This is a genomic window from Veillonella montpellierensis (assembly GCF_947090115.1).
GTDB lineage: Bacteria > Bacillota > Negativicutes > Veillonellales > Veillonellaceae > Veillonella > Veillonella montpellierensis.
In genome coordinates, this window is sequence record NZ_CAMUMS010000007.1 from 26239 (window position 1) to 52807 (window position 26569).

Below are 26569 nucleotides of genomic sequence, written 5' to 3' on the forward strand. Positions count from 1 at the left end.
GATGATTAGACTCTAGATACTAGATATACTAGAAATATATAGTGAGATGTATGTGTAGGAGGAATTATGGAAGAATTCATACCATATCTGGTCATTGCAGTTGTGGTGATTATCTTTTTTTTAATTTGTTATTGGCTATTTAAATCGCCACAATCGAAAGATGCTAGATTGCGTCAAACTAATGGAAAAAGAGCAGGCGAGAAACGATATAAGGCACAATCGAATCGTCAAGAACGGGCGAACAGTATGCCGTATAGACGTGATGATACACGTACATCGATGAATACATATAGTGAAACTACGACTGATGATGAAAACACATCGCTATCTAACCGAAAATATGCTATCGAAGAGGCAGATCGCATGGTGGGAAATCGATTAACGGGGAGCCATACAACCGTAGTGCCTAAGCAGTTAGTAGAAGAAATGCCCGCAACCGATAGGGTGGAAGACGATGTAGAACGCGACTTTTATAGCCCTATTGATGAACCGTATGATGATATAGACATAGATAGTAATGATACAGAAACATCCGCCACATTAGTCATGCCTGCAGTAGATACGCAACATAGAAATGTACCAATGGATGAAACACGTGTGATTTCTACAAGTGCTATGTGGGATACGCATTCTATGGGAGAAACCTGTGGCGTAGCAAATGCAAGTAGAATGGGTATGGATCATAACAAAGACGCCACTGAGTCGATGGTGCCTAAATCTCATGTTGATATCGCCATGGCTCCGTTTCTCCATTATTTTGGAGGCGTTAGTGAAGCTACGCGTAAGGCTGTTACAGAGATTACAACGGATGCATTGTATCACTTAGATGTGACACATCCTGAAGAGGCACAAGCTTTATTAGAAAGTATTGTTGTACAAGAAGCTATGCTATGTATGCAGAAAGCCTATGCGGCAACACCAACGTTTTGGATGAAATCGGCAGCACTAGAAGCGTTTTTAGATGTAGTGCAAGAACCAAAATCTAGTACGCCTTATTTAGTAGCCTTTGATGCATTACGTATCTTACCACATTTGACACTAGGTCACTTTCAAATTATGGCCATCATTTTGCTGTTGCAATATTCTCGTAATTCTAATAATTACACCTTAGATTATTTTCAACATTATGTAGAAAAATATATTGAACCATTTATTTCGGATATTCCACGAGATAATTCTGTATTCCGTCAATTAGAATATTTGCGTTGTAGTATGCCGGAACGGGAACAAATTACCTTTGCCCACTTAATGAGTAATTCCTATCCATTCGTATTCAACTTTAGAGGATTTACCATTGAGGAATTGGAACGTGCTATGGGTGGAGAAACCTTACCAACATCGTTTGTTGTTAAAAGTATGAATTCTTCATTATACAAACTTGCTATCGTAGATGAATCAATGGCACAAGCCTTATTCCGTCAAGCACATATTAACGATATAGATATACAACAACGATTAATCGGATTAATGAAATCGAAACCTACCTCGTTCTCTGGGGCAGAGGCTCGCAATATTTTAGAAAAAATTTCTCCTGTGTTGCTCGATTTGGCAGATATATTTGATAGCGGCGAATTATCGAATATGTCCTTAACCTTGTTAGGGTTATATTTAGGACGAGCTCATGTGAAAGCTACCATCGGTGAGGAATTTGACATTAGCCGTTGGTTCTAATTAGTAGAACTTGTATCAATCTATGATGCCACATTTTACTGATAGTGTAGGTATTGAGAAATATAGTGACAGAAAAAGCGATACAACGTATAACTTGCTGATAGTATAGTTATGGTGAAACTAACATGGGCAAGGTAAAGAGTAGATGATGATAGGCTATTTATAAATGATACCATCTTATAGATATCAACGTGGCTATAGAAATGTTGGTTTATCTGGTGTGGAGAGCGTTATATAATAAAAACCATATAAAAGCACTGAGTCTAGTACTCTTACTAGGCTCAGTGCTTTTTGTTTGTACGCCGAATAGGCATGATTACCCCCCCAGTTAAACTGGGGGTCAGTAAAATTTCTTAGAGAAAAGGAAAGAACCTCCTAGTGATAAAATGAAGTTGGTCTGGCAACCACAACATTTCAACATAGGAGGTTCAATGTCAATGAATGACGTAAAAAGCTTATCACATAGTAAATGGAGATGTAAATATCATATTGTTTTTGCTCCAAAGTATAGAAGGCAAATAATTTATGGTCGGATAAAAGTTGATGTAGGTAAAATTCTAAGAGATTTAAGTAAGAGAAAAAATGTAGAAATTATCGAGGCGGAATGCTGTCCGGATCATATACATATGCTAGTAACAATTCCACCACATTTAAGTGTATCGAGCTTTATGGGGTATTTAAAAAGCAAAAGTAGCCTCATGATATTCGATACACACGCAAATTTAAAATATAAGTATGGAAATAGACATTTCTGGTGTAGAGGATATTATGTGGATACGGTAGGACGATATGAAGGAGCAATAAAAGAGTATATTCGCAATCAACTACAAGAAGATATAGCACAAGATACATTAAACTTTAAAGAGTATACCGACCCGTTTACGGGTGAGCCAGTAAAATAGGCAAAAGAAAAGCCCCCGAGTAGGGGGCAGCCAGTGGTAATAGAGTGGTTGTCAGATTATTCAATGCCCTCTTTAGAGGGCTACCACTAGAGAAAGACCCTTATAGGGTCAGAGCAAACCACCCGTTCTACGGGTGGTTATGATTTGGTGGATATTTTAGGCTTATAGGACAAAAAGAGTTGGTAAAAATACTCGAAACCCTTGAAATCTTAAGGAAAATTAGTGTTATATCTTCTTTAGAAAATGAATTTTCGGAGGTAGATATAATGAAGAGGGGTATCTGTCCTATTTGCAATAGTATTTGTATGAAATATGGCAAGAATAAATCAGGCTCTCAGAGATGGTTTTGTAAAGAATGTTCATCTATAACAACTCAGTTAGGTAGAGCTTGTATGCTTATATAGAAATGGTAAATGAGTTGTATGTCTTAGAAACATGGTAAGCCTAGGTATAGGTGTTAGAAATGATTTACGTACATGCATACGTACTAGAAACGGTATTCTAAAATAGTATCTAATTCTTGTAGATGTACTGTTTTACCATGAATGGCAATGATATGTTCATCTCGTAGACGACCTAGCTCACGGCTTAAGGCAGTGCGGCATACATTGAGGGCGTCTGCCATTTCTTGGCGTGAATGTGGTAGTTCCAATGTCGTGGATTGTTGCATCGTGTACAGATCGGTTAAATAGGCAAAAATTTTTTCTCGCATACCTTTCAACGTTAAATAATGAACTTTTTTAGTCAGTGTTAATGCTTTTTCTGACAGATCATGGAGCAAATTAGTTAACATCTTAGTTTGACAATATTGACAATTTGGCAACGTTTGGATAAAACTGTCTAGCGGTATAAAGAGTACAGTAGTAGGTTTTGTTGTTTTAATCGTAGCCGGCCATAAGGGGCGAGCAGTAAATAGTAAGGCTTCTCCGAACATAGATGATTGTGTTAATTCTGTCATAATCACTCGCTGGCCAAGTACATTTTCACGAGTTAATAGGGCACTACCTTCTACTACGATGCCGATACCTTCCATGGGATCTCCAGAAATAGCGATAAAGTCATGTTTTTGATAGTTTTTTAGTAAAATAGGAACAGATTGCAAATAGGATAATAACTCATCGCGCTGTAAACCGCGAAATAGAGGACAAGCAGCAATGGCTTCATAATGACTCTCTAGTAATGAAATCGTTGAATTTTTTACCATATATATCTCCTTTTATGCGTGCTAGATATTTTATACGATTACATATGTTGAAAGCTAGTTATAGTAGAACACGAAAGGTGGATACCACAGGACATGAATCGTATGACACGGGTAGCGATTAGATAATACGTGTATAATAGGTCAATTATACATTGGTACTATTGTATGAAAATCGTATACAGATCTCTGATTGGTCATAGCCATGATGGTAGTATGAAACTTTCAGCATATAAAATAATAGATGTAGCTGAAGCTACAGATTTTGTTCTATGATTATAGTACACTATATTCGTAGTTATGACAAAGGTCATAGAGTACAAGATATGAATAAGAATGAATAGTATATAAAACGAGAAAGTCTCGTGAAGGAGGATCATTATGAGTATGTTTTGCTTTCAATGTGAACAATCAGCAGCACCAGGTGGTTGTACAGTACAAGGTGTTTGCGGTAAGAGTGAATCAGTTGCCACATTACAAGATCAAGTAACGGCGGCATTGATAGGATTAGCACGTGCTTGTAATGCGCATCGGGCTACAAGAGAAGCGATTAATATATTAAAAAAAGGTCTATTTATTTGTGTAACGAATGTAAATTTTGATGATACATCGATCAAAGCCTTTTTGGAAGAGGTACATGCGTGCCGAGATAGTATCGATGCATCAATAGCAGATTTTGACTGGGCAGCACTTTGGACGGGAGACGAAGATATTGTATCCTTGCGCTCTACCTTATTGTTAGGATTGCGTGGTATGGGTGCCTATGCTTGGCATGCGGCGATATTAGGGTATAATGATGAACAGGTAGATGCTTGGTTCGTTAAGGGATTAGTGGAAGTGGCTACTGATCATTCTCCTGAAGAATGGTTAGACTTATTGATGGAATTTGGTAATGTTAATTTAGCGTGCATGGGTTTGTTGGATGCTGCTAATACAGAAACCTATGGTACACCAGAACCAACAACAGTGCCTTTGACGGTAGAACCAGGACCATTTATCGTGGTTACAGGTCATGATTTACATGACTTGAAAATGTTATTGGAACAAACGAAGGGGACAGGCGTTAATGTGTATACCCATGGGGAAATGTTACCATGTCATGCATATCCAGAATTAAAAAAATATCCACAATTAAAAGGAAATTTTGGCACAGCATGGCAAAATCAGCAACAAGAATTTGATAACGTGCCAGGGTGTTTCTTGTTTACTACCAACTGTATTATGCCGCCAAAAGAAAGTTATCGATCCCATATTTATACTACCGATATGGTGGCTTTCCCAGGGTGCTCTTATATTCCTACGAAAGAAGATGGAACGAAGGATTTCTCGCCTATCATTGCACATGCTAAACGATTGGGTGGCTATCAAGAAGCACAAGAATTCACAGGTATTAATGGAGGCCACGAAGTGACTACTGGTTTTGGCCGTGGTACAGTTCTTAGCGTGGCTGACACAGTCATTGACGCAGTAAAAGCAGGACAGATTAAACACTTCTTTTTAGTGGGCGGTTGTGATGGTGCTAAAGTAGGTCGTAATTACTATACTGAATTTGTTAAACAAACACCAGCAGATACCGTTGTGTTAACGCTTGCTTGTGGTAAATATCGATTTAATGACCTTGATATGGGGACTATTGGGGGACTACCACGTATTATGGATATGGGTCAATGTAATGATGCATATTCAGCCATTCAAGTGGCATTAGCGTTAGCAAATGCTTTTGATTGCGATGTGAATGAGTTACCGTTGACACTCGTTTTATCTTGGTACGAACAAAAAGCGGTTTGCATTTTATTGACTTTATTAGCATTAGGTATTCGAAATATCTATATTGGGCCATCGGTTCCTAAATTTTTCTCATCCAATGTGTTGCAAATACTAGTGGACAAATTCCAATTACATCCGATTACTACACCTGAAGCGGATATGAAAGAAATACTAGGCTCTCATCAATCATAAGATATAGAGTACTCTTATTTTCAATATATCGATATTGTAATAGATTCATCATAAAATATATAGCATGTTACAGTGCATCGCGTATGGTAGGATACGTTGCAAGTATCATAAGTTATCTACTATGTTTCAGTGTATAAAGGTTTATATGACGATACACTACGATATAAGAGAGAACTACTACGCATAAAGAATTGAAAGGCACCTCATACACTTGTTATGTGTGAGGTGCTTTTTTATGGAGTGATTTATATAATTATCATCGTTGTTTAACATTCATGGATTAGAAGTATAATACATTGTTCGATACCACTGAACATAGTAACATAAAAGAATCCACCATAGAAGGATTTGATGATACACCAGATAGTGTACCTAGGTGGTAAGATAGTCAAAATGAATGGATAAAAAAGATTGAAAATTTTCATTGACCTATGTGGTTAGAAAAGCCTCATTATGCATGCATTCCTCATGTCACATTAAAGAAACATCGCTAATGCGTGTGCGGCGGAAACTATAGCATTTTAACTAGCGAAATAGGTATTATTATGGATACGATGGATTGTCAATTCTATTGATGTGGTGCAGTATAGATATCATTTGCGTGAGAGGGCGATGGTAATTTGTGGTAAAACATATAATGGCGAGCTAGTTATAGACTTTTACTACGGTTATTTATATAATGAAAGCGATAGGAGGTGCTGTATGAATAGTATTTTTGATATCATTGGTCCCGTTATGATTGGACCGTCTAGTTCTCATACTGCAGGAGCCTCTCGGTTGGCTAACATGGCACGATATATTTTTCAAGAGCAACCTGCGAGAGTGGATATGACCCTATATGGATCATTTGCTAAAACCTATAAAGGACATGGTACGGATAAAGCGTTATTAGCAGGTTTGTTAGGACTTGGCGCCGATGATGAACGCATTCGAGAAGCGTACACATTAGCGAGTAAGAGTCATTTGTCATATCGCTTTATTGAATCGCCGATTGATGTAGGTCATCCTAATGTAGTGCGATTTGATATGTATAATGCGGATGATTCGCATCATGCTTCTGTGGTAGGCAGATCCTTAGGAGGCGGACGCATTTTAGTTACTGAAATTGACGGTATGACAGTGGACATTACAGGTGATGAAGAAACATTAATTATTTTGCATAATGATAAACCGGGTGTTATTTTTGGCGTGTCTGGTGTATTAGGTCAGAAACAAATTAATATTTCCGGCATGCGTGTATTTAGAAAAAATAAACATGAAGAAGCTGTTATGGTGATTACGACAGACTCGCCTGTGGATAAAGCATCGTTAGGAGAAATTCGTAATCTGCCAAATGTGACTGATGTATTAATGTTTGCTAAACTTTAGTGATGAGTAGATGGCTATCTAGCGCAATCTATTTGGGCCTACATTGCGGTGATACGAGGCAGCGATTGCATAGAATATGTAGTTTATATGATATAGGGCTTACTAGATAGGTGCACACTTGATGCATTTACTTTTAAGTTGTTAGTCATTGTATAGATGTACATGATAATAGAACGTGTGTTGTTAGGCATAGTGAAAGATAGATGGGCACTCATTGCGCCCATAGTATAGTTGGCGAGGAATAGGCCAGCATGAGAGAAAAGTAGTTATTAGAGAGATAGGGGTTGTACTAATTAGATATGACGATGGGGGATACTATGAGATATCAGTATGAAACAATAGCAGATATTATTGAATTAGCACAAACGGAATCCATTTCTTTTAGTGAAGTCGTTTTACGGCAAGAAATGGCACAATATGAGAAATCTCGTGAAGATGTTATCAGAGAAATTCAACGACGGTTACAGATTTTTGAAGAGTCCGTTCAATCGGGGTTAGATAATATTGATCGTACGCAAAGTGGCATGTCGGGTGGTCAAGCGGCTAGGTTATTAGGCAATACGCCACGGTTTATGAGTGAACTCGCCTATCGTGCAATGACCTATGCCATTGCGGTCAATGAGGCGAATGCAAAAATGTATCGTATTGTAGCATGCCCGACGGCCGGATCGTGTGGTGTGTTGCCAGCCTGTTTAAAAGCAGTGGGAGAAGCGTATACATTGCCAGAATCTGCCTATATAGATGGTTTTCTAGCAGCTGCGGGCATTGGCAATGTGATTACGGAACGAGCTTGTGTGGCAGGTGCTGTTGGCGGTTGTCAAGCTGAAGTGGGATCGGCGGCGGCTATGGCGGCAGGAGCAGTAGTAGCTATGATGGGGGGGAAACCTTCGACCGTAGGTCATGCATTGGCATTATGCTTGAAAAATGTATTAGGCTTGGTGTGTGACCCCGTAGCAGGGCTAGTGGAAGTACCTTGTGTTAAACGAAACGGTGTGTATGCCGTGCATGCCTTGACGGCGGCAGAATTATCCATGATGGGGATTGCCTCTCAAATTCCTCCCGATGAAGTGATTGAAGCAATGAATGAGATTGGGCGGGCCTTGCCAAGCACGTTGCGAGAAACGAGTGAAGGCGGTTTGGCGAAAACTATGCATGGCGAATTAATTGCAGAACGAATTAGAAATTTATAAGTCCATAGAGTTTATATACTAGTGACAAGGTGTTTCTTTTAACACTCGTTTTCGTAAAAAATAATTTTTATGGATACCTATTTTACATGTCCTATGCGTATTGTCTATAATGAATTATGTAATCTTGTTGAAGAAAGATACATAGTATCACGATAGGCATACGCATTTTTAATGCATAAAACATATTCCTGTAGTACAATAAAATAATAGTTACTAGTTGTATCGATGTGAGTCTTATTCTTGGTAGGAGGTGACGTATGAATATATCAATTATGTGGAAAGGGGCTAATCGTATTTTAGCGGCCCTTACTGCAGCTGGTTATGAAGCATTTATTATTGGTGGTGCAGTCCGTGATATTGTGATGAAGCGAGAACCGCATGATTTTGATATTGTTACCTCTGCTAGACCAGATACGGTTGTACAGGTTATGGAACGCAACGGCTATAAAACGACTGGACTCGTAGGAAAATCATTCGGTGTTGTAGTAGTTATCACGCCAGAAGGTCACTATGAAGTGGCTACGTATCGTCGAGAACAATATGGAAAAGATAGTCATCGCCCTACTTCTGTGGCATACGCAGATTCCTTGGAAGAAGATGTTAAGCGACGGGACTTTACTGTCAATGGGATGGCCATGAATGAAACAGGGCATATTATCGATTTAGTAGGCGGCGTACATGCGATTTCTCACAAGCGGTTGGAAACAATTGGTGATCCTCATAGACGCTTTCAAGAAGATGCATTGCGTTTATTTAGAGCGTGCCGTTTTGCGGCCAAATTAGACTTTTCGCCTAGTGAAAGTTTGGTAAACGCTATGCCATCTGCTTTTTCACGCGTAGAAGGACTTTCATTAGAACGGGTGAAAGCCGAGATAGAGACATTATTGTTGGAACCGTTTGCTGAAAAAGGCTTAGATTTACTAGTGCAATCAAGATTGGGAAACTGCGCTTGTAAAGTTGTGCGCCATGGACAAATAGAAATGGTTCCTATTTTGCCAGAGTTATATCATTTGGTGAATTTACCGCAAGAAAAACGGTATCATGAATTTGATGGATGGCATCATACCTTGGCGGTGGTGCATGCTACACAACCAGATTTAATTTTGCGATGGGCCGCATTATTGCATGATGTGGGTAAAGGGTTACCAGAGGTGCGAGGCATTCGTAATGGAAAAATTACGGATTGGGGCCATGATGAAGCTGGTGCCGTGTTAGCACAGCAGATACTATTACGGTTTGGATACGATAAAAAATTCGTCAGTCGAGTTGTATGGTTAGTGCAAAATCATATGCGCTTTCATTATTTTGTCAGTCATCCAGAGGCGAATGCGGAAAAGTGGATGCGAAAAGAAGCCAATAGTGGATCTTTTCGATATAGCCGCGAATTACAAGAGGCATGCGAGCAACAATCGAAAGTGTGTGTAGCTGATATTATCGGTACGGGCAAGTCGGAGCAGATAGTGGATGATACGGTGACATTTGGGAAAAAACTAGCGTGTATCGCAAAGAGTATACCTATTCATACGCGGGATTTACAGTATGATAGAGAGCTATTGACAGTGATGGGGGATCGCGTAGGAGAATTATTACCCCATGTATTACATCAAGTGCAGTCTAAGCAGGTAAAAAACACACCAGAAGCACTGATGCATGCAGTGAAACGTAAATTGATGAGGGATACGATTAAACAAGAGGAGATAGAAAATGGAGAATAAAGACGTTAATCGCATACAAAAACGGTTACACATTTTATATCTATGCATTCTATGCTTTATTTTCTTATTAGTAGGCCGCTTGTTTCAATTGCAAATTTTTGATGCCCGTGAATTGATTGGTAAAAACAATGCACAAGTAGAAGTGGATCGCAAGTTGCAATCGCCTAGAGGGACTATTTATGATCGCAATGGCAATCCATTAGCCATGAGCATGATGACGAAATCCCTCTATGCTGATCCGGCGATGATTAAAAAAACACCAGAGGAAATCGCTGAACTGTTAGCACCGTATGTAACGATTCCTAAAGATGAAATCGCAGCTCGTCTTAGACAGGACACAGCTTTTGTGTGGTTAGATCGCATGATGGATCCAGATAAATCAAAAGCGGTACAGGAGATTATGGCACAAGAGGGCTTGGAAGGACTTAATTTTGTGGAAGAAAGTCGGCGCTTTTATCCAAATAGTGAATTGGCAGCACAAGTATTAGGCTTTGTTGGTACAGATGATAAGGGATTAGATGGCCTTGAAATGGTGCTAGATGACACGATTAGAGGAACGATTGCAGAGGAATTAATTGCTACTGATGCTAAAGGAAATGCTATATTTGGTTCTGTCATGTCTAAGTTTTTGCCCAATAAAGGGGAAAGTGTGACCTTGACCTTAGATTCTACGGTACAATTTATAGCGGAACGGGCGTTAGATACTGCTATGGCGACTACAAAACCAGCCCATGCGAGTGTTATCATTATGGACCCTAAGACGGGGGAAATTTTGGCCTTAGCTAATCGACCTACCTACGACCCTAATCATTACGAAAAAGGGTCAAAAGAATCTTTTAAAAATATTGCAGTTACTAACTTGTACGAACCGGGATCTACGTTCAAGCCAATCATTGCATCGGCGGCACTAGCTTCTAATAAGTGGAGCCTTGACACAGTGTATCACGATGTAGGCTGTATTAAGACGAATGACCATGTTATGAAAAACTGGAATGGTGAAGGTTATGGGGATGTGCGATTGTTGGATATCCTTAAATTTTCTATCAATACAGGGATGGCGAAAATCGGCATTACGACAGGTCCTAAGATTTTAGTGGACTATGTGAAAAAATTCGGGTTCGGACAACCTACGGGGATTGAATTGCCTGGCGAAGGGGAAGGCATTTTATTTGAAGCGGATCAGATGGCAGATGTCGATACGGCCTCTATGTCAATCGGTCAAAGTATTGCAGTTACGCCACTTCAAATGGTGCGTGCTTTTGGGGCGATTGCTAATGGTGGTAAAATGATGAAACCACATATTATCAAGTCCTATAATAATTCAGATGGTTCTGTTGTGAGTACTACAGAACCAGAAGAAGTAGGACAACCAATTCCGTCATCAGTAGCTCAGACAATCGTAGATATTCTAGAAAAAGAAGTATCCGAAGGGGGCGGTCACAATGCCATGGTAGAAGGATATCATTTTGCTGGCAAAACGGGGACTGCTCAAAAATTAAATACTGAGTATGGCGGATATTTAGATGGTCGCTATATAGCATCATTCATAGGGTTTGGTCCCGTAGAAGACCCTCGGTTTGTGGCGTTAGTGGTAATTGATGATCCTAGTCAAGGCTCTATTTATGGCGGACAAATTGCGGCACCGGTATTTAAGGATATTATGTCCCAATTAGTACGATACTATCAAATATCTCCATCTGTGCGCGAACAAGAAAAGACGACAAAAGTAGAAAAACGGTCTTTGCCAACCGTCACTAAACAGGGGAATGAACGTATCGTGATTCCTGATTTTACGGGCTATTCTTTCGGTGAAGTTAGACAGTGGTTACATGAGGCGGGTCTTGCCTTTATACCTGATGGTACGGGATATGCCGTATCACAAGATATACCGGCTGGCACAGAAGTAAGCGACGATGAAACAGTTCGAGTTGTCTTTTCCCATTAACATATATGTTTAGCTAGATTTCATCAAGAAATCATTCGTAGTTGGGTATAATGAAATCATGTTTTTTAGCGTGTATTGCTTGGTCAATACACATATAGTAAATGGTTAGTTAGTTGAGAGATGGAGAGATAGTTATGTTGGAATTAAGAGGTAAAGCTGTTGCAGAGGCACATAAGAAAATATTATTAGAAAAGTTAGGGGCATTGAAAGAAAATAATACGATTCTTTCTATGGCGATTATATTGGTAGGCGATGATAAAGCGGCTGCTATGTATGCTAAATTTATGGAAAAAACTGCGTTACAAATAGGATTCGGTTGTCGACGTATTACATTGCCTACAACAGCTACACAAGAAGAGGTAATTGGCGTCGTGCAATCATTGAATGAGGATCCTAGTATTCATGGCATTTTACCATTAATGCCTATGCCAAGTCATATTCATACAGATGCTATTATCGATACATTGGCACCCAAAAAAGATATTGATGGACTCACCACTTACAATATAGGGCGCATGACTTGTGGCAAACCAAGTTTAGTACCATGTACAGCTAAGGCGTGTATGGCGATATTAGCACACTATAACATCTCTGTGGCAGGTAAAAAAGTTGTTGTTGTAGGTCGCAGTCAAGTGATTGGAAAACCGGTGGCATTAATGGTATTGGCACAACATGGGACAGTGACTATTTGTCACTCCCGTACGGCTGATTTGCCTGGCACCGTGAAAGATGCAGATATTGTGATTGCTGCGGCTGGCAAGGCGCATATGATTACTTCGGATATGGTAAAAACAGGCGCTGTTATTATTGATGTGGGCATTAATGATTTAGATGGCACCACTGTAGGCGATGTAGATTATACAAATGTAAGCAAAGTAGCTAGTGCGATTACGCCTGTACCAGGTGGAGTAGGATCAGTGACTACGACTATGATGCTAGAGTCTGTATATGAAGCGTACCAACTACAAAAGGCAGGGGATATACATGCATGAAATGTCGATAGCAGAGGGAATTGTTGATATTGCACTCGACACATTACAGAAAAATAATGGGACGGTGGTTCATAGTATTCAATTGAATTTAGGTCGTATGAGTGGTGTTGAAAAAGAGGCACTCTTGTTTTGCTTTGATGCCGTTACTAAGGGAACACCTGCGGAAGGGGCAACACTTGCCATCACAACCTTGCCAATCGTGGGTCATTGTGTGGATTGCGATAAGGAATTTCCCGTTGAAAACTATCGGTTTGTATGTCCCTATTGTAAAAGTCATATGATTGCTACCGTAAGTGGCCGTGAATTACAAGTGACATCCATTGATATGGATTAATATTTTATTAGATTTGTCATGCAAAAAAAGATAAAATAATATATGATATAGATAAGGTAAAAGTTACTAGTCCATGACCTCGGGTCTAACTAGTAACTTTGTTAGTATAGTAATTTAATAGATACATAGAATACTAAGAGGCAAATACGTATGGAAGTACCAGTAATGACAAATGTGCTAGCTAAGAATGATGCCATAGCACATAGTTTAAAAGAAGTATTTAAGGATAAACATATTTTTGTATTTAATTTATTAGGTTCTCCAGGGGCGGGGAAAACGTCTTTACTAGAGGCTACATTAAAAGATTTAGTGAAAGACTATCGATTGGCTGTCATTGAAGGTGATTTATTTACATCAAAAGATGCAGAACGAATTCATGCATTGGGTATACCTGTATTGCAAATCAATACAGTAGGAGGGTGTCACTTAGATGCACAGATGATAGAAAATGCATTGCAAGAGTTAGATTTAGATGCATTAGATATGATTATTATTGAAAATGTAGGTAATTTAGTATGCCCTGCAGAATTTGATATTGGGGAACATATGAAAGTGACTGTATTATCCGTTACAGAAGGAGAAGATAAACCGCTAAAATATCCTCTTATTTTCAAAGAGGCTGCTGCGGTTTTAGTCAATAAAATTGATTTACTTCCGTATATTCCTTTTAATAAAGAAGTGGCGTTACGAGATATTCATAATTTAAATCCCCATGCAAAGATTTTCGAGATTAGTTGTACAACAAAGACTGGTCTCGATGCGTGGACATCATGGTTGCGGCAGCAGTTAGATAAACGGTAGAGGTATAATATGCATAAAAGACAATGGTTAGTAGCAGTTATTTTGAGTAGTATGGTAGGTGCATGTAGTAGTTTGTCTATGGCTACATCGGAAGGCAATCAACAGGGATTAGTAGAACTAGCACCAAAAGAAGCGGCCCATCATCAGGTACAACTTGACAATACGAAGCCCCATACAAGTGACACATCTCATAAAAGTATGGATACCACATCATCTCTACAAGAGTATCACAAACATGGGGTTATGCACGATGATTTTGATTTAGCAAAAGTGGGTACCGATATTACGGCTAATAATTTATTTCCCATTGAAGGCTCTGACTTTTCCATGAATGGCTATTCCCTAGGTGATGTATATAGAGGGGCTAAAATCGTCAATCAACATGCAGCATTCTTACTTTCAGAGAAAGAAAGAAAGGATGAGGAAACAAAGAAAAAGGACACGATGAATACGAATCAGTCCTTAGCGGAGCGATTGGCGGCAAAGCGAGATAAACATGAAGGTTGTAAGGATGGGCATGACAAAGTTACATCTGATACGAATGAACATACTGATTCTGTTACGTCAAAGCAGAAAGAGTTGAAGAATAGTCAAGAAGATAAGGATGGGCATGCAACGGAGGCATCTCGGGTAAATCAGGATGAAAAGTCTTGCAATAAGGATAAAAAACAGTCACTTGCTAAGACAGCACCGACAAAGATAAAAAGCACTACAGAAGAGAAGACTGTTGATAGGAACGATAGTAGTGAAGGTCAAGACATAGGCTCTTGCGAGAAAGAGTTGGATCATGATCGCATGCAGCCTAAAGGTAAGGTGGAACCAAGCGTAGATGACAATAAGACGGCTAAGAAAAAGGAAACATCCCTATCAGGACATCTTGTGTGTGCCGTACCCGCTATGGAAATGATGGAAGAATCGTCTTCAACGATGCATAGTGAAATGAAGAAAGGTGTAAAGAATATTAGTTCTGATGAAGATGAGCATGTCCAGCATACAACGGTAAAGGATAAGAAAGTGGCGGATCTCAAGACAGATTCTTCTAAGAAACATACACAGTCTACTAATGCAAAGCAAGCTACTAAGCATAGTCATAGTGAAAAACAACAGCCTACGGCAAAGGATGAAGAGAAGGTAAAAGATAGTTTTACCTTGCCAGAAGGTATTGGGTGGCATGATGTGTTACAGGTTAAGAGTAATGATAATTTTACGACCTATACAATGATAGGCTCTACTATTACTACCTATACAGGGGTTGAATCAAAGCGGTTTGCTCATCAACGCTTGCGTGGGCAAGGAGCACATTATTTTTATTCAAAGGATGGTACAATTACTAATATCCATGTAGAGCATGGAGAGGGAACTACTGTACGGGATATCGGTATTGGTAATACACGAGGCGAAACATTATTTGCCTATGGAGCACCTAATGTGATTTGGCGCGATGCGAATACATCGGATTTGCTATTTCTCTATGAAGGGCATAGTCAGTTTTATGATATACGAAATGATCGTGTCACTCGCGCACCGCGTATGACACAAGATGCGGCTTCGCAAATGAAAAATAAGAGATATTTGTTATTCACATTCCATGATGATAAAATTAAGGCCATTGATATGATTGATGGGCAAGTGTGGCCACGATTAGGTGCGCCTAATCTAAGAATGAACCATTTTCAGGCGGGACAATTAACCTCAGAGGATTTTATATTGCGTGGATTACAGTTAAATGATACTTTCCATGGTAGTGTAGATGGAGAATGGAAAACGAGAGGCACTGTATTTAATTCAGATTTTATTTCCTATCGAGATTACGCAGTAGGCCTTGACAAGAAACAATGTATTAATCGCATATTTTTAAATGGTAATTCGTCGACCACACGACGTGGAGTAACTATTGGTGACACTAAGTATTTACTATTATATATGTATGGGGAACCAACACATATTGAAACGGTAGATGGTGAACATATATATGAATATAAAAATCCATTTGCAAATAATAGTTACTTGTTGTTTACTATAGATAAGAAGGATAAATTTATTAATATGGTTATGGTATCGGATCGTCCTGCCAGTCGGCTACGATAAGATGATACACTTCATTATTAAGGAGGTACCTATGATTTCAGCACAAGATGTAAAAGCAAGATGGGAATCGATTCAAAATGATGATGAACGTATTTTGTTTGTTGTAGGTGGGCCAGGCAGTGGCAAAAGTAGAATTATTCGCGAGTTAGCAGAACAACGTGGATGGAAGTACATGGAAGCAAAACATTTGATTGATGCAGATTTTTTAGAAGTGCCTAGGGAAGAACGGCCTGCATTAGCCGAAGAAAGCATACGTCGTGCTCTAAATATGAATATTGTAGAAGTGGCGTTAGTGGATGGCATTAATGTTCTTTTTGCACCAATTTTAAATTTAGAACCTATTGAATTGCTCCGTAAACTTAGTACGACCATTCCTATTGTAGTGGGGTGGCGCGGTCACTTAGAAGGTAATACATTATACTTAGAACATAATGGAAATACGAAATATGCCTCCTTTGAAGTACAAAACTTAAATCATATTATTACTATTGATGAATAAAGATAGTATATAAAATTTGCATAGACATTGTAACTAAATGTAATAAAAACATTTTTTAGTGGTGCACAACTACTATTGTTGTATGTTTATAAGGTAATACATATATGATATATATATCATGAAAATGAGTTATGTATCATAGAAAAATACTATATAATATGCAGTATACAATATAGCTGCCTAGTTATAAATCATTATAACTAGGCAGTTTTTTCTATTCTTTTATGAAAGGTGGATACACTGAAAAAATGATATATGAAAATAAATCATAATATAATACCGAAATATGAAATAATGGTTGACATATTACAAAATAAGATTAATATTATAACTGTATTAGATTTCAAGAGCATTGGCGTTTGAAATTCTATAGTACTTGTATGTTGGAGGTGTTATTTGTGGTAATGAATGGTATTTATTTAGTCATTGCATCAGCCTGTATCTTGATGTTAGCATATAGGTTTTATGGTGCATTCTTAGCTGCTAAAGTATTGACATTGGATCAGTATCGTCTGACTCCATCGGTAGTACATAATGATGGACATGATTATGTACCAACGAATAAGTGGGTTACCTTTGGTCATCACTTTGCAGCGATTGCTGGAGCAGGGCCATTAGTAGGTCCTGTTATTGCCGCACAATTTGGTTATTTGCCAGGTGCTTTATGGATTCTTATTGGATCTGTTATGGCTGGCGCGGTGCATGATATGGTTATTTTATTTGCATCAATTCGTTATGATGGTAAATCAATTGCGGACATCGCTAAAGAAGAAATTAGTAAGCTAGCAGGCTTAGGTGCTATGTTGGCAACGTTGTTCTTGCTTATTATTACCTTAGCAGGGATGGCTGTTGTAGTAGCGAATGCATTGCATAATTCTCCATGGGGATTCTTTTCCGTTAGTATGACGATTCCTATTGCTATTTTTATTGGTATTTATTTACGTTGGATTAGACCTGGTAAAATTCAAGAAGCTACTATTATTGGCGTGTTACTTATTTTTGCAGCGATTATTTATGGTCCTGTTGTTGCAGAATCTTCCTATGCTTCCTGGTTTACTTATGATTTACAAACGATTGAAATTATGTTAGCTGTGTATGGTTTCTTCGCAGCAGCTTTGCCAGTATGGTTATTATTAGCGCCCCGTGATTATCTATCTACGTACCTCAAAATTGGTACTATTGGGGCATTAGCATTAGGCATTATCATTGTTATGCCAGTTATACAAATGCCAGCTGTCACTCCGTATATTTATGGTGGCGGCCCTGTATTGAAAGGCTCTGTATTCCCATTTATCTTTATTACCATTGCGTGTGGTGCTTTATCTGGATTCCATACAGTTATTGCGACAGGTACTACACCTAAGATGATTACGAATGAAAAAGAAATCTTGCCAATCGGTTATGGTGCTATGTTGACAGAAGGGTTTATTGCTATGATGGCATTAATTGCGGCCACTGCATTACATCCGGATGATTATTTTGCGATTAATAGTACAGCAGAATCTTTCAAAGCCTTAGGCTTGCAAGTGCATGAATTGCCGGTATTGTCTCATATGGTAGGCGAAGATTTGATGCATCGTCCTGGTGGAGCCGTATCATTAGCTGTAGGGATGGCTCACATATTCTCTAAACTTCCTAATATGGAACAATTGATGGGATATTGGTATCATTTCTGTATCATGTTTGAAGCGTTGTTTATTATGACCTTAATTGATGCAGGGACTCGTGTAGGGCGTTATTTATTACAAGAATTATTGGGGCGTTTTTATAAACCGCTTGGCAATGTTAATTGGAAACCTGGTGTGTATGGATGTGCCGCTTTAATTTGTCTTACATGGGGATACTTAGTATTACAAGGTAACATTGGTATTATTTGGCCACTATTTGGTGTGTCGAATCAATTACTAGGTACTATGACATTAGCCGTTGGCACTACTGTTATTATGCGACTTGGACATAAACGTTATGCATGGGTTACTGGTGTGCCATGCGTATTAATGGCAATTGTAGCTATTACTGCAGACTATGAAAATGTATTTAATAGTTATATTCCAGCAGGTAAGTGGACATTAGTAGCATTTAGTGTCATTATGTTTATTATGATATTAATCGTTTTAGTAGAAGCTGTTCGTAGTTGGATTCGTTTATCGCGTATACCACAAGACTACAGAACACAAGAAGAAATTGAAGCTGAAACATTAAAACAATTACATGCACAACAAAATGCATAATACATTATGAACATCTATACCAACTATACGTATAAGTAGTCATGTAGTATAGGATGAAAGTAAAAGATTAGCAAGTAGCAACTATATAGTTGCTACTTGCTTTTTATCCTTGTATGAAAATAGATACACCCTAGTTAAACTAGGGTGGGAGTAAAAACTTTAGAGAATAAGACATAGATCGTGATAGGCTTGGATGCTATAGGCTCCAAGCCTATAGTATTTCTTCTTGTTATAGTGATCGTAATGATACTATACATAAAAGTATCATAGGAGTGTAATTAATTACGTAACATAGCAGACTTATGATACTAGGAAATAGGTTAGCTAGTCATGATAGTTAATGTAACATAAGATGGTGTACATGATACAATACATGATCACCATGTAGGTATAGAGCGCAAAAAAGTAGCAGACAGCTGATGATAGTATCAACTATCTGCTACCGTTAGCAGTTATGAATCATTTAGTATAGTTTATCTATTCTTTATGTATTACTTATAGAAGAATGTCATAAAGATGGAATACTACTTGTTGACCAAAGTAGGAAATTAATCCATCAGCAATTAAGAATAGTAAGAAGTATCCTACTACAGCTTGCATGATAGAACTTGCTTCGATGGATTTGTTTAGTTTGTCGGCTTCACTGGCATTTATGTTATTTTCTTTAACAAATGCGGCAAGTGCAGGTCCTACAGCGCCGATTGCGATAGCAATGGATTGAGGAGAGAACATTTTGCCGATGCCAGCAGCACCAGAGTTAATAGCTGCTAACCAAAGTGCTAAATGTGGATGTGATGGATCTAATTGAGCAGCAGCGGCTATTTGTAGTGGTCCAAATAGTACATTGGCATTTGTACCAGAACCTGTTAAGAACGCACCTAAGGCACCAACTACAGGAGCAAATGCTGGATACAAGGAGCCTGTAGCAGCAACTAAGGCATTCGCAATATCGATAGTCATACCGCTATATGTCATTAATTTTGCAGTAATAACAACGGCGATAATAGTAATATATGTGAATTTTAATCCTTTGAAAGTATTTCCTAATACATTAAATATTTCACTTGCTTTTGCTTTTTGTACGAAACCACCGATGAAAGCGGAAATAAAAATCATAATACCAGGAGTGGCAATCCAAACGAATGTGTAAGGTTTAGCTCCTTCACCTTGATAGATTGGCACAGATGTTTTAATGGAAGCTAAAGGTCCATTGATAGCTGGAATTAATTTTGATGTACATAATAACAATAAGAAAATTAAAATAAATGGGCAAGTAGCAATTAACCCTTCTTTGAAGGAAATTTTTGTTGTAGGTGCTTCTACTTGGTATTCAGGTTCATTGTTAGGCATAATTTTGGCCATAATAATGATGATAGCCATGATTATGATGGAAGAACCGATAACAGATAATTCAGGGCCCATGAATTTATTAATAAGTAATTGAGGAATAGCTAATGCAAAACCACATAGTAAAGTGATAGTAAATACGCCTTTAATAGCGCGGATACCACCAGCGATAATAGCTACAATAAAGAATGGGGTAATTACATTTAGAATAAATAATTGAGCGGAAATGAATGTACCTAAATGTAATGGATCAAGTGTTGTCAAAGCAGCTAATGTAGTTGTTGGAATACCGATAGAACCATATGTTGTTGGCACAGAGTTAGCAACTAAGCAAGCTACAATAGATTTTAATGGATTGAAGCCAACAGCGACCATCATAGCCGCAGGAATAGCTACAGCGGTACCAAAACCAGCCATACCTTCCATAAAGTTACCGAAACCCCACACTAATAACAATGCGAGAACACGTTTGTCGGAAGTTACAGAAGAAAGCATAGTTTTTATAGTTTCCATAGCTTTCGTATGCACTACTAGGTTATAGGCAAAAATAGCAGCAGTAATAACTAGTAGAATAGGCCAAATGGCAAGCGCGGCACCTTCAGCTGCACCTGATAGCATGATAGCAGGACTTTTGTCATAAAATGAAGGTATTATAGCAATAATGAATGATACGATAGCAGCGATAGAACAAGCTTTCCATGCAGGAATTTTTAATATAGCCAGTGCTAACACTAACCAGATGATAGGTATAAGTGCAATTAATACCATAAGTGACATGATAATTCACCCTTTCCATAATAAATATAAACTTTTATATATACGATATATTAGATTCGCTTTGTGAATTACTTTAAGGCTATAGGCATATTTGTATAGGCACATAATAATAGCAGTAGGTATAATACGCATGATACATACTATACCTCTAAATAATTGATGGACTATAGCAAAAAAAGTTATCACTGTGAGTAAAAAAATTTAACTATAGATACAGTTTATAATTAAATAAACGTTATTATATTATTGATTCCTATAGTTAGTAATATTTTACACGATACTAACATAACATAAATGAGAATAATAAGGGGAAATAAACTTGAGTTTATTTCCCCTGTTTGGTATATAATACTCGTTTATTAGAAGTATACTCAGATAATAGCTGAATTTATGACTTCTGCTATCGTATAGTATTAGTAGTTACCTTTAAACATTGTTTGAGGTGCTTTTGGTACATAATCACCAAAGTATGATTTGAAGTCTAAGCCTAATTCATTGCAAAGATCTTGAACTTCTACCATTGTACCTTCGATAATTGGCACACCTTCTTTAAGAACGCGAGCTACAGATTCATGTTCTTTTTCACCATGAGTGTAGATACGAGGTTGACCGTCAGCTTTAGGAGCATCACGAAGTTCTTGTAAGAATGTGCTGAAATGAGCTTTGATTTCAGCAGGGTCACCAAAGAATGCAGGGTTAATAGCCATGAAACCATGGCAAATGTTGGAACGACCATCTTTCATACATTTATTGGATGTACCACCTTGAGAAAGAATGGAAGCGAATAATTCGGCAATCATACCGTTACCATAACCTTTATGGGAACCAGAGATTTCAGTAGCTCCGCCTAAAGGTAAGATACCGCCACCTTCATGACGAGAAATGTTGCCTAATACTTCAGCTGCATTAGTAGAAGGAACACCATCTTTGTTTACAGCCCAACCATCTGGAGTAGCTTTACCCATTTTGTTGTACATTTCTAATTTACCGCGAGTTACTACAGTTGTAGAGCAGTCAAAGAAGAAATCTACTGGATCAGCAGGTACAGTCCAAGCAAGTGGATTAGAACCTAACATAGCTTTACGTGCATAAGTTGGAACCATGATTGCTTCGGAGTTAGTACAAGAGAAACCAATTAAGCCTTGGTCACTTGCCATTTTAGCGTAGTAACCAGCGATACCATAGTGGTTGGAATTACGAACAGAAACGATACCAACACCGGATTTTTTAGCTTTTTCGATAGCCATTTCCATAGCTTTGTGACCGATAAGTTGACCCATGCCATCTTCACCGTCGATAACTGCAGAAATTGGAGTTTCGAAAACTACTTTGCCTTTGGAGGCGATTTTAATCAAGCCAGAAGTAATACCTTTGTGGTAACGAACCATACGTTGCATACCATGGGATTGAATACCAAATAAGTCGGAAGTTAGAAGTACATCTTGAATGATGTCAGCTTCTTTTTCAGTGAAACCGAATTTTTGGAATGCATCCATGGAAAGTTTTTTTAGAGTTTCATAAGGAAAATAAACGATATTTCCAGCCATTGTCAAAACCTCTTTTCAAAATATAATAATGTACCTAGAATGCTACGGCAAGAAATGTAAATATCAACTAATCGTTTATAATTAAACGCTCCACATTAGATGATAGCCTCTTGCGTGCTTCCTTCAATTGACAATGTCAGTATAGCATAGAACACAACATTATTGAATAGTGTTTGACAGTGAATTCCCTTACTAAATATGCATAGAACTAGCAGTTTTGACGAAAAAAAGACGGTACTATTCAAGAGAAAGTAAGAATTAATCAATGTTAATTCAATGATGAATTTTAGTTATAAGTAATCTAACTATTTGTATTGTCAACGTGCATTTTTATGAAAAACATGAGTTTTTTGCATAGATTATACCTAAAATAGATGACAAATATAAAAATACATTCTTATAGAGTTGATACAGAATATAGAAATATTTAAAAATATAAATCAAGTTATTTTTATTCTTATTAATGAATAAAAACTCTGTATTGCCGTACAGGCATTACTTTCTTAAATATATCGACATGTAATTCATTTCAAGAAAAACTATTAATTTAGTGTATAGTAAATATATTTATCAATAAGTTAAATAGTGAATGGCGAAATTGAGCTATATATATATTACATAGAGATACTAGTTAGATGATGTGATGGAGTATAAAACTTAGAGGCTGGTGATAGAGTATATAAACCACATACATCAGCTTATTTTATGATTTTAGATCCTTGAAGGTTGAGTATAGAGGTAAGTGATCATTATGCCACCGTAAGTTCTGCTATTATATTAACTGTTTTACGTGCTAGGAATAGTTGTAAAGCATTATATAAAAGTAAGAAGAGATACTTAATAGCGTGTAATGGTTGGTGTAGGTATGAGCCCATGCATCATATTTAATTGTTAGTGCGTAATTACAGTTAAGTTGTAGCATGTATAATAATGAAATTATATTGATTATCTATGACTAACCATAGAGAATATCTACTATACGCTGTGGTTGAACGTATACTATGATGAAGAAGCTAATATAGTGTTAATGATACACAACAATCGTTGGGTCTATCATTCATACATTGAATCTTGATGGATTCTATTAGTGATAGAATTCCATAGTTTAATAGGCAACTGTACTCTATACGTTAGCATATAGTATTCATATATTTATTAGTATTTGGTGAAGATATAGAATGCAATGCTACTATAAAGTTTGATTATGATATACATTATAGATTGTCATATGTGAAACTTTAGTTTATACTATATAAAATAACTACTGTTGATAGAATAGATGATTCGTACTCCATATGTTCTTACATGTGTTGTTATAGACATTATTTTCTAAGTAAGTAGGGATTATGTGGTAAATCATATATGTGTTATTGTAGAGGAGCATTGTTATGAAAAGTTCTCAAAATTTATCTGGCCGTGCGTATGTGGCGATTGGACTTATGCTGTTCGCCTTGTTTTTCGGCGCCGGCAATTTGATTTTCCCTGCCGCCTTAGGGCAACAGGCAGGTGTTAATGTGTGGTGGGCAATTATAGGTTTTATACTTACTGGTGTAGGACTTCCACTATTAGGTGTATTGGCAATGGGCCATTCTGGCTGTAAAAATACTGATGAATTAGCAGGGCGAGTTCATCCCTGGTATGGTCGAATTTACACAGTGCTATTATATTTAGCCATTGGACCTATGTTCGCCATTCCTCGTACAGGGACTGTATCTTATGAAATTTCAGTTAAACCCTTTTTAGATGCCAGCATGTATTCATTTGAAACATGGTTTCTATTATTGTTTTTCTTGATTTCTTTATGGCTGTCGATTAATCCTGCTAAATTAGTAAATCGCATTGGTAAAGTGTTAACACCTTTATTGCTATGTGCCATTTTATTACTCATTGTAAAATCTTTAATAAGCCCTATGGGAAGCTATGATGTAGCACAAGAGGCCTATGCCACACCAATGATTGCTACAGTACAAGGCTTTTTAGATGGTTATAACACGATGGATGCATTGGCATCACTGGTATTTGCTATTTTAGTGATTGATTTTGTTAAGTTGAGTGGCGCTACAAGTCGCGAAGAAATTACAGCATCTACAATGAAAGCTGGTATGATTGCCGTAGGACTACTTGGCTTTGTATATATATTTATTGGTAATATCGGTGCTACTAGCGTGGGGCAATTGGGTCTTTTAGAAACGGGAGCTCCTGTTTTGGCTGAAAGTGCGAAGTACTTTTTCGGTAACTTAGGGGCCGTAATCTTAGCCGTTATTGTTCTATTGGCTTGTTTGACTACTAGCATTGGACTTATTACATCATGTGCTAGTTACTTCCATCAAATTTATGGTCGTATTGGATATAAAACATATGCCGTTATTTTTACAATTGCATCTTTTGTAGTTAGTATGTATGGATTGAAAACTATTATTTCTGCGGCAATTCCAATTTTAATGCTCTTATATCCATTGACGATTGTGCTTATTTTCTTGGCACTAGCACATAATATATTTGGTGGACGCCGCTGTGTGTATACCGTAACTATGGCATTTACTTTGATTTCAGGTGTTGTAAGTGGTTTGGAAACAGCAGGTTTTGCACCAGCAACAGTAGAATTTTTATTTAAAGAATATGTGCCACTACATAGTGTTGGCATGGATTGGTTACCACTTGCCATTGTAGGCTTTATTATTGGATTAATTGTAAAAGCAATGACAAATGGAACAGATTGTGGAAATGAGAGAAGGGCTAATTAATGAATACTAATTTTTTACCTAATTATACGATTGGTGGTCATGAGGCATATGAAGCAGTACCACATATTGTAAGACCTGTGGGAAAACGTGTTTGTATTATTGGGGGAAAAACAGCATTATCTAAGGCGATGCCTATTTTGCGACCTATTTTAGTGAACAGTGATTTGGAAATCACTGGTGAAATTGTATATGGTAAAGAATGTTGCTATGAACGAGCTGATGAAATTGCATCTATGCTAGAAGTGCAAGGCGCGGATGTACTTTTTGCTATCGGTGGGGGACGCGCAATCGATACTGTGAAAATTGTATCGGGGCGACTTGGAAATAAACCATTTTTTACATTCCCTACGGTAGCGTCAACCTGTGCAGCCACTTCGAAGGTAGCTGCTACATATACACCAGATCATATCTTTCGCGATGCTTATTATTTGGAGCGCCAAGCAATTCATTGCTTTATTGATGCACAAATATTAGTAGAGGCGCCTGTTAAATTTGTTTGGGCCGGCATGGGAGATACGATTGCTAAGCATTATGAACCAGAATTTTCTTCTAGAGGGCAAGCATTAACCTATGAGTCTGAATTAGGTGTTACTGTATCGCGCCTATGTTCAGAACCTATTAAGCGAGATGGGGTTGCTGCCTTACAATCGGCTAAACGAGAAGAACGATCCGAGGCATTTGATCAGATTTGTTTAGCCATTATTGTAACCACTGGAATTGCCTCAACGTGTTTGATAGAAGGATATAATAGTAATTTGGCACATGCTATTTGCTATGGTGCGTCTACCTTTGAAACGGTGGAGACAAGACATTTACACGGGGAGATCGTTTCTTATGGCGTACTTGTGCTTTTAACGTTGGATAAACAAATTGAAGAACGAGATACGTGGCTTGCTATTTATAAAGAAATGGGATGGCCTACGTGTTTGGGAGATTTGGAGCTAGACGTAGCCGCAATCCCAGCTATATTAGATAAAGCTATGGCTGTACCAGATACGAATGTGAGTGCTTACCCCGTCACACGCGATGCTGTGGAAAAAGCAATATATGAATTGGAAAGAGTATAATTTATATGATTTATGCCATCTAATGGAGATTCTATTAGATGGCATATTTTTAGAGTTATAGGACAAAACGCGTTGTTTTAAATGCTGATAGAGCTAGAAAATACCTAGCTTCATCGGCATTTTATCTTTTTTTGTGAACTTTAAAGGGTGTACACAATGTGTTGCAAAAAAGCTGAAAACACTTTCATTTA

General features: G+C 37.8%; 18 protein-coding genes and 1 pseudogene. 16 read left to right on the top strand and 3 right to left on the bottom strand.

Annotated features, from left to right (window positions below):
• Window positions 1-66: 66 nt before the first annotated feature.
• The 3 genes and pseudogenes from P6940_RS04705 to P6940_RS08140 form a co-directional block, all read left to right on the top strand.
• A complete protein-coding gene (locus P6940_RS04705) occupies window positions 67-1671 on the top strand; it encodes an LPO_1073/Vpar_1526 family protein (RefSeq protein ID WP_277293355.1) in 1605 nt (534 codons plus the stop codon).
• 437 nt (window positions 1672-2108) lie between these two features.
• Window positions 2109-2573, top strand: a complete 465-nt coding sequence (gene tnpA / locus P6940_RS04710) for an IS200/IS605 family transposase (RefSeq protein ID WP_038153425.1) — start codon at window positions 2109-2111, stop codon at window positions 2571-2573.
• A gap of 266 nt (window positions 2574-2839) precedes the next feature.
• Window positions 2840-2932: pseudogene (locus P6940_RS08140) on the top strand (IS1/IS1595 family N-terminal zinc-binding domain-containing protein); the annotation flags it as partial.
• Window positions 2933-3060: 128 nt separating this feature from the next.
• Here the strand turns inward: P6940_RS08140 and P6940_RS04715 are convergent.
• The gene (locus P6940_RS04715) at window positions 3061-3777 is read right to left on the bottom strand and encodes a Crp/Fnr family transcriptional regulator (RefSeq protein WP_028258109.1); all 717 of its coding nucleotides are present in this window, start codon (window positions 3775-3777) and stop codon (window positions 3061-3063) included.
• 378 nt (window positions 3778-4155) lie between these two features.
• On the opposite strand from P6940_RS04715, the gene hcp reads away from it, so the two are divergent.
• From hcp to P6940_RS04770, 11 genes are all read left to right on the top strand, one after another.
• Window positions 4156-5733, top strand: a complete 1578-nt coding sequence (hcp, locus tag P6940_RS04720) for a hydroxylamine reductase (RefSeq protein WP_277293356.1) — start codon at window positions 4156-4158, stop codon at window positions 5731-5733.
• Window positions 5734-6435: 702 nt separating this feature from the next.
• Complete coding sequence (gene sdaAB / locus P6940_RS04725; RefSeq protein WP_277293357.1) at window positions 6436-7101, top strand: L-serine ammonia-lyase, iron-sulfur-dependent subunit beta; 666 nt, start codon at window positions 6436-6438, stop codon at window positions 7099-7101.
• A gap of 317 nt (window positions 7102-7418) precedes the next feature.
• Complete coding sequence (gene sdaAA, locus P6940_RS04730; protein ID WP_277293358.1) at window positions 7419-8291, top strand: L-serine ammonia-lyase, iron-sulfur-dependent, subunit alpha; 873 nt, start codon at window positions 7419-7421, stop codon at window positions 8289-8291.
• Between the two features lie 272 nt (window positions 8292-8563).
• Window positions 8564-10006: a CCA tRNA nucleotidyltransferase gene (locus P6940_RS04735; protein WP_338116627.1), complete on the top strand. Its 1443-nt coding sequence runs from the start codon at window positions 8564-8566 to the stop codon at window positions 10004-10006.
• The gene (locus tag P6940_RS04740; RefSeq protein WP_277293360.1) at window positions 9996-11951 is read left to right on the top strand and encodes a penicillin-binding protein; all 1956 of its coding nucleotides are present in this window, start codon (window positions 9996-9998) and stop codon (window positions 11949-11951) included. The genes P6940_RS04735 and P6940_RS04740 overlap by 11 nt, the downstream gene beginning before the upstream one ends.
• A gap of 134 nt (window positions 11952-12085) precedes the next feature.
• Entirely contained in the window at window positions 12086-12943 is an 858-nt protein-coding gene (locus P6940_RS04745) for a bifunctional 5,10-methylenetetrahydrofolate dehydrogenase/5,10-methenyltetrahydrofolate cyclohydrolase (protein WP_038152694.1), read from the top strand.
• Window positions 12936-13277 carry a hydrogenase maturation nickel metallochaperone HypA gene (hypA, locus tag P6940_RS04750; RefSeq protein ID WP_028258116.1) on the top strand — a complete coding sequence of 114 codons (342 nt, stop codon included), beginning with the start codon at window positions 12936-12938 and terminating at the stop codon, window positions 13275-13277. The genes P6940_RS04745 and hypA overlap by 8 nt, the downstream gene beginning before the upstream one ends.
• Before the next feature lie 150 nt (window positions 13278-13427).
• Window positions 13428-14078, top strand: a complete 651-nt coding sequence (gene hypB / locus P6940_RS04755; protein WP_028258117.1) for a hydrogenase nickel incorporation protein HypB — start codon at window positions 13428-13430, stop codon at window positions 14076-14078.
• Window positions 14079-14087: 9 nt separating this feature from the next.
• Complete coding sequence (locus tag P6940_RS04760; protein ID WP_277293361.1) at window positions 14088-16166, top strand: hypothetical protein; 2079 nt, start codon at window positions 14088-14090, stop codon at window positions 16164-16166.
• A 31-nt stretch (window positions 16167-16197) separates the two neighbouring features.
• The gene (gene brxF, locus P6940_RS04765) at window positions 16198-16665 is read left to right on the top strand and encodes a BREX-3 system P-loop-containing protein BrxF (RefSeq protein ID WP_028258118.1); all 468 of its coding nucleotides are present in this window, start codon (window positions 16198-16200) and stop codon (window positions 16663-16665) included.
• Between the two features lie 398 nt (window positions 16666-17063).
• Window positions 17064-18896 carry a carbon starvation CstA family protein gene (locus P6940_RS04770; protein ID WP_277293362.1) on the top strand — a complete coding sequence of 611 codons (1833 nt, stop codon included), beginning with the start codon at window positions 17064-17066 and terminating at the stop codon, window positions 18894-18896.
• 495 nt (window positions 18897-19391) lie between these two features.
• Here P6940_RS04770 and P6940_RS04775 read toward each other — a convergent pair whose 3' ends face one another.
• On the bottom strand, window positions 19392-21023 hold the full coding sequence (locus P6940_RS04775) for an L-lactate permease (protein ID WP_277293401.1): 1632 nt from the start codon (window positions 21021-21023) through the stop codon (window positions 19392-19394).
• A gap of 410 nt (window positions 21024-21433) precedes the next feature.
• Window positions 21434-22567: an Ldh family oxidoreductase gene (locus tag P6940_RS04780; RefSeq protein ID WP_277293363.1), complete on the bottom strand. Its 1134-nt coding sequence runs from the start codon at window positions 22565-22567 to the stop codon at window positions 21434-21436.
• Between the two features lie 1388 nt (window positions 22568-23955).
• Between P6940_RS04780 and brnQ the strand changes: the two genes are divergently transcribed.
• Window positions 23956-25311, top strand: coding sequence for a branched-chain amino acid transport system II carrier protein (gene brnQ, locus P6940_RS04785; RefSeq protein WP_277293364.1), 1356 nt, complete (start codon window positions 23956-23958; stop codon window positions 25309-25311).
• A complete protein-coding gene (locus tag P6940_RS04790; protein WP_277293365.1) occupies window positions 25311-26378 on the top strand; it encodes an iron-containing alcohol dehydrogenase family protein in 1068 nt (355 codons plus the stop codon). The genes brnQ and P6940_RS04790 overlap by 1 nt, the downstream gene beginning before the upstream one ends.
• The last annotated feature ends 191 nt before the right edge of the window (window positions 26379-26569 follow it).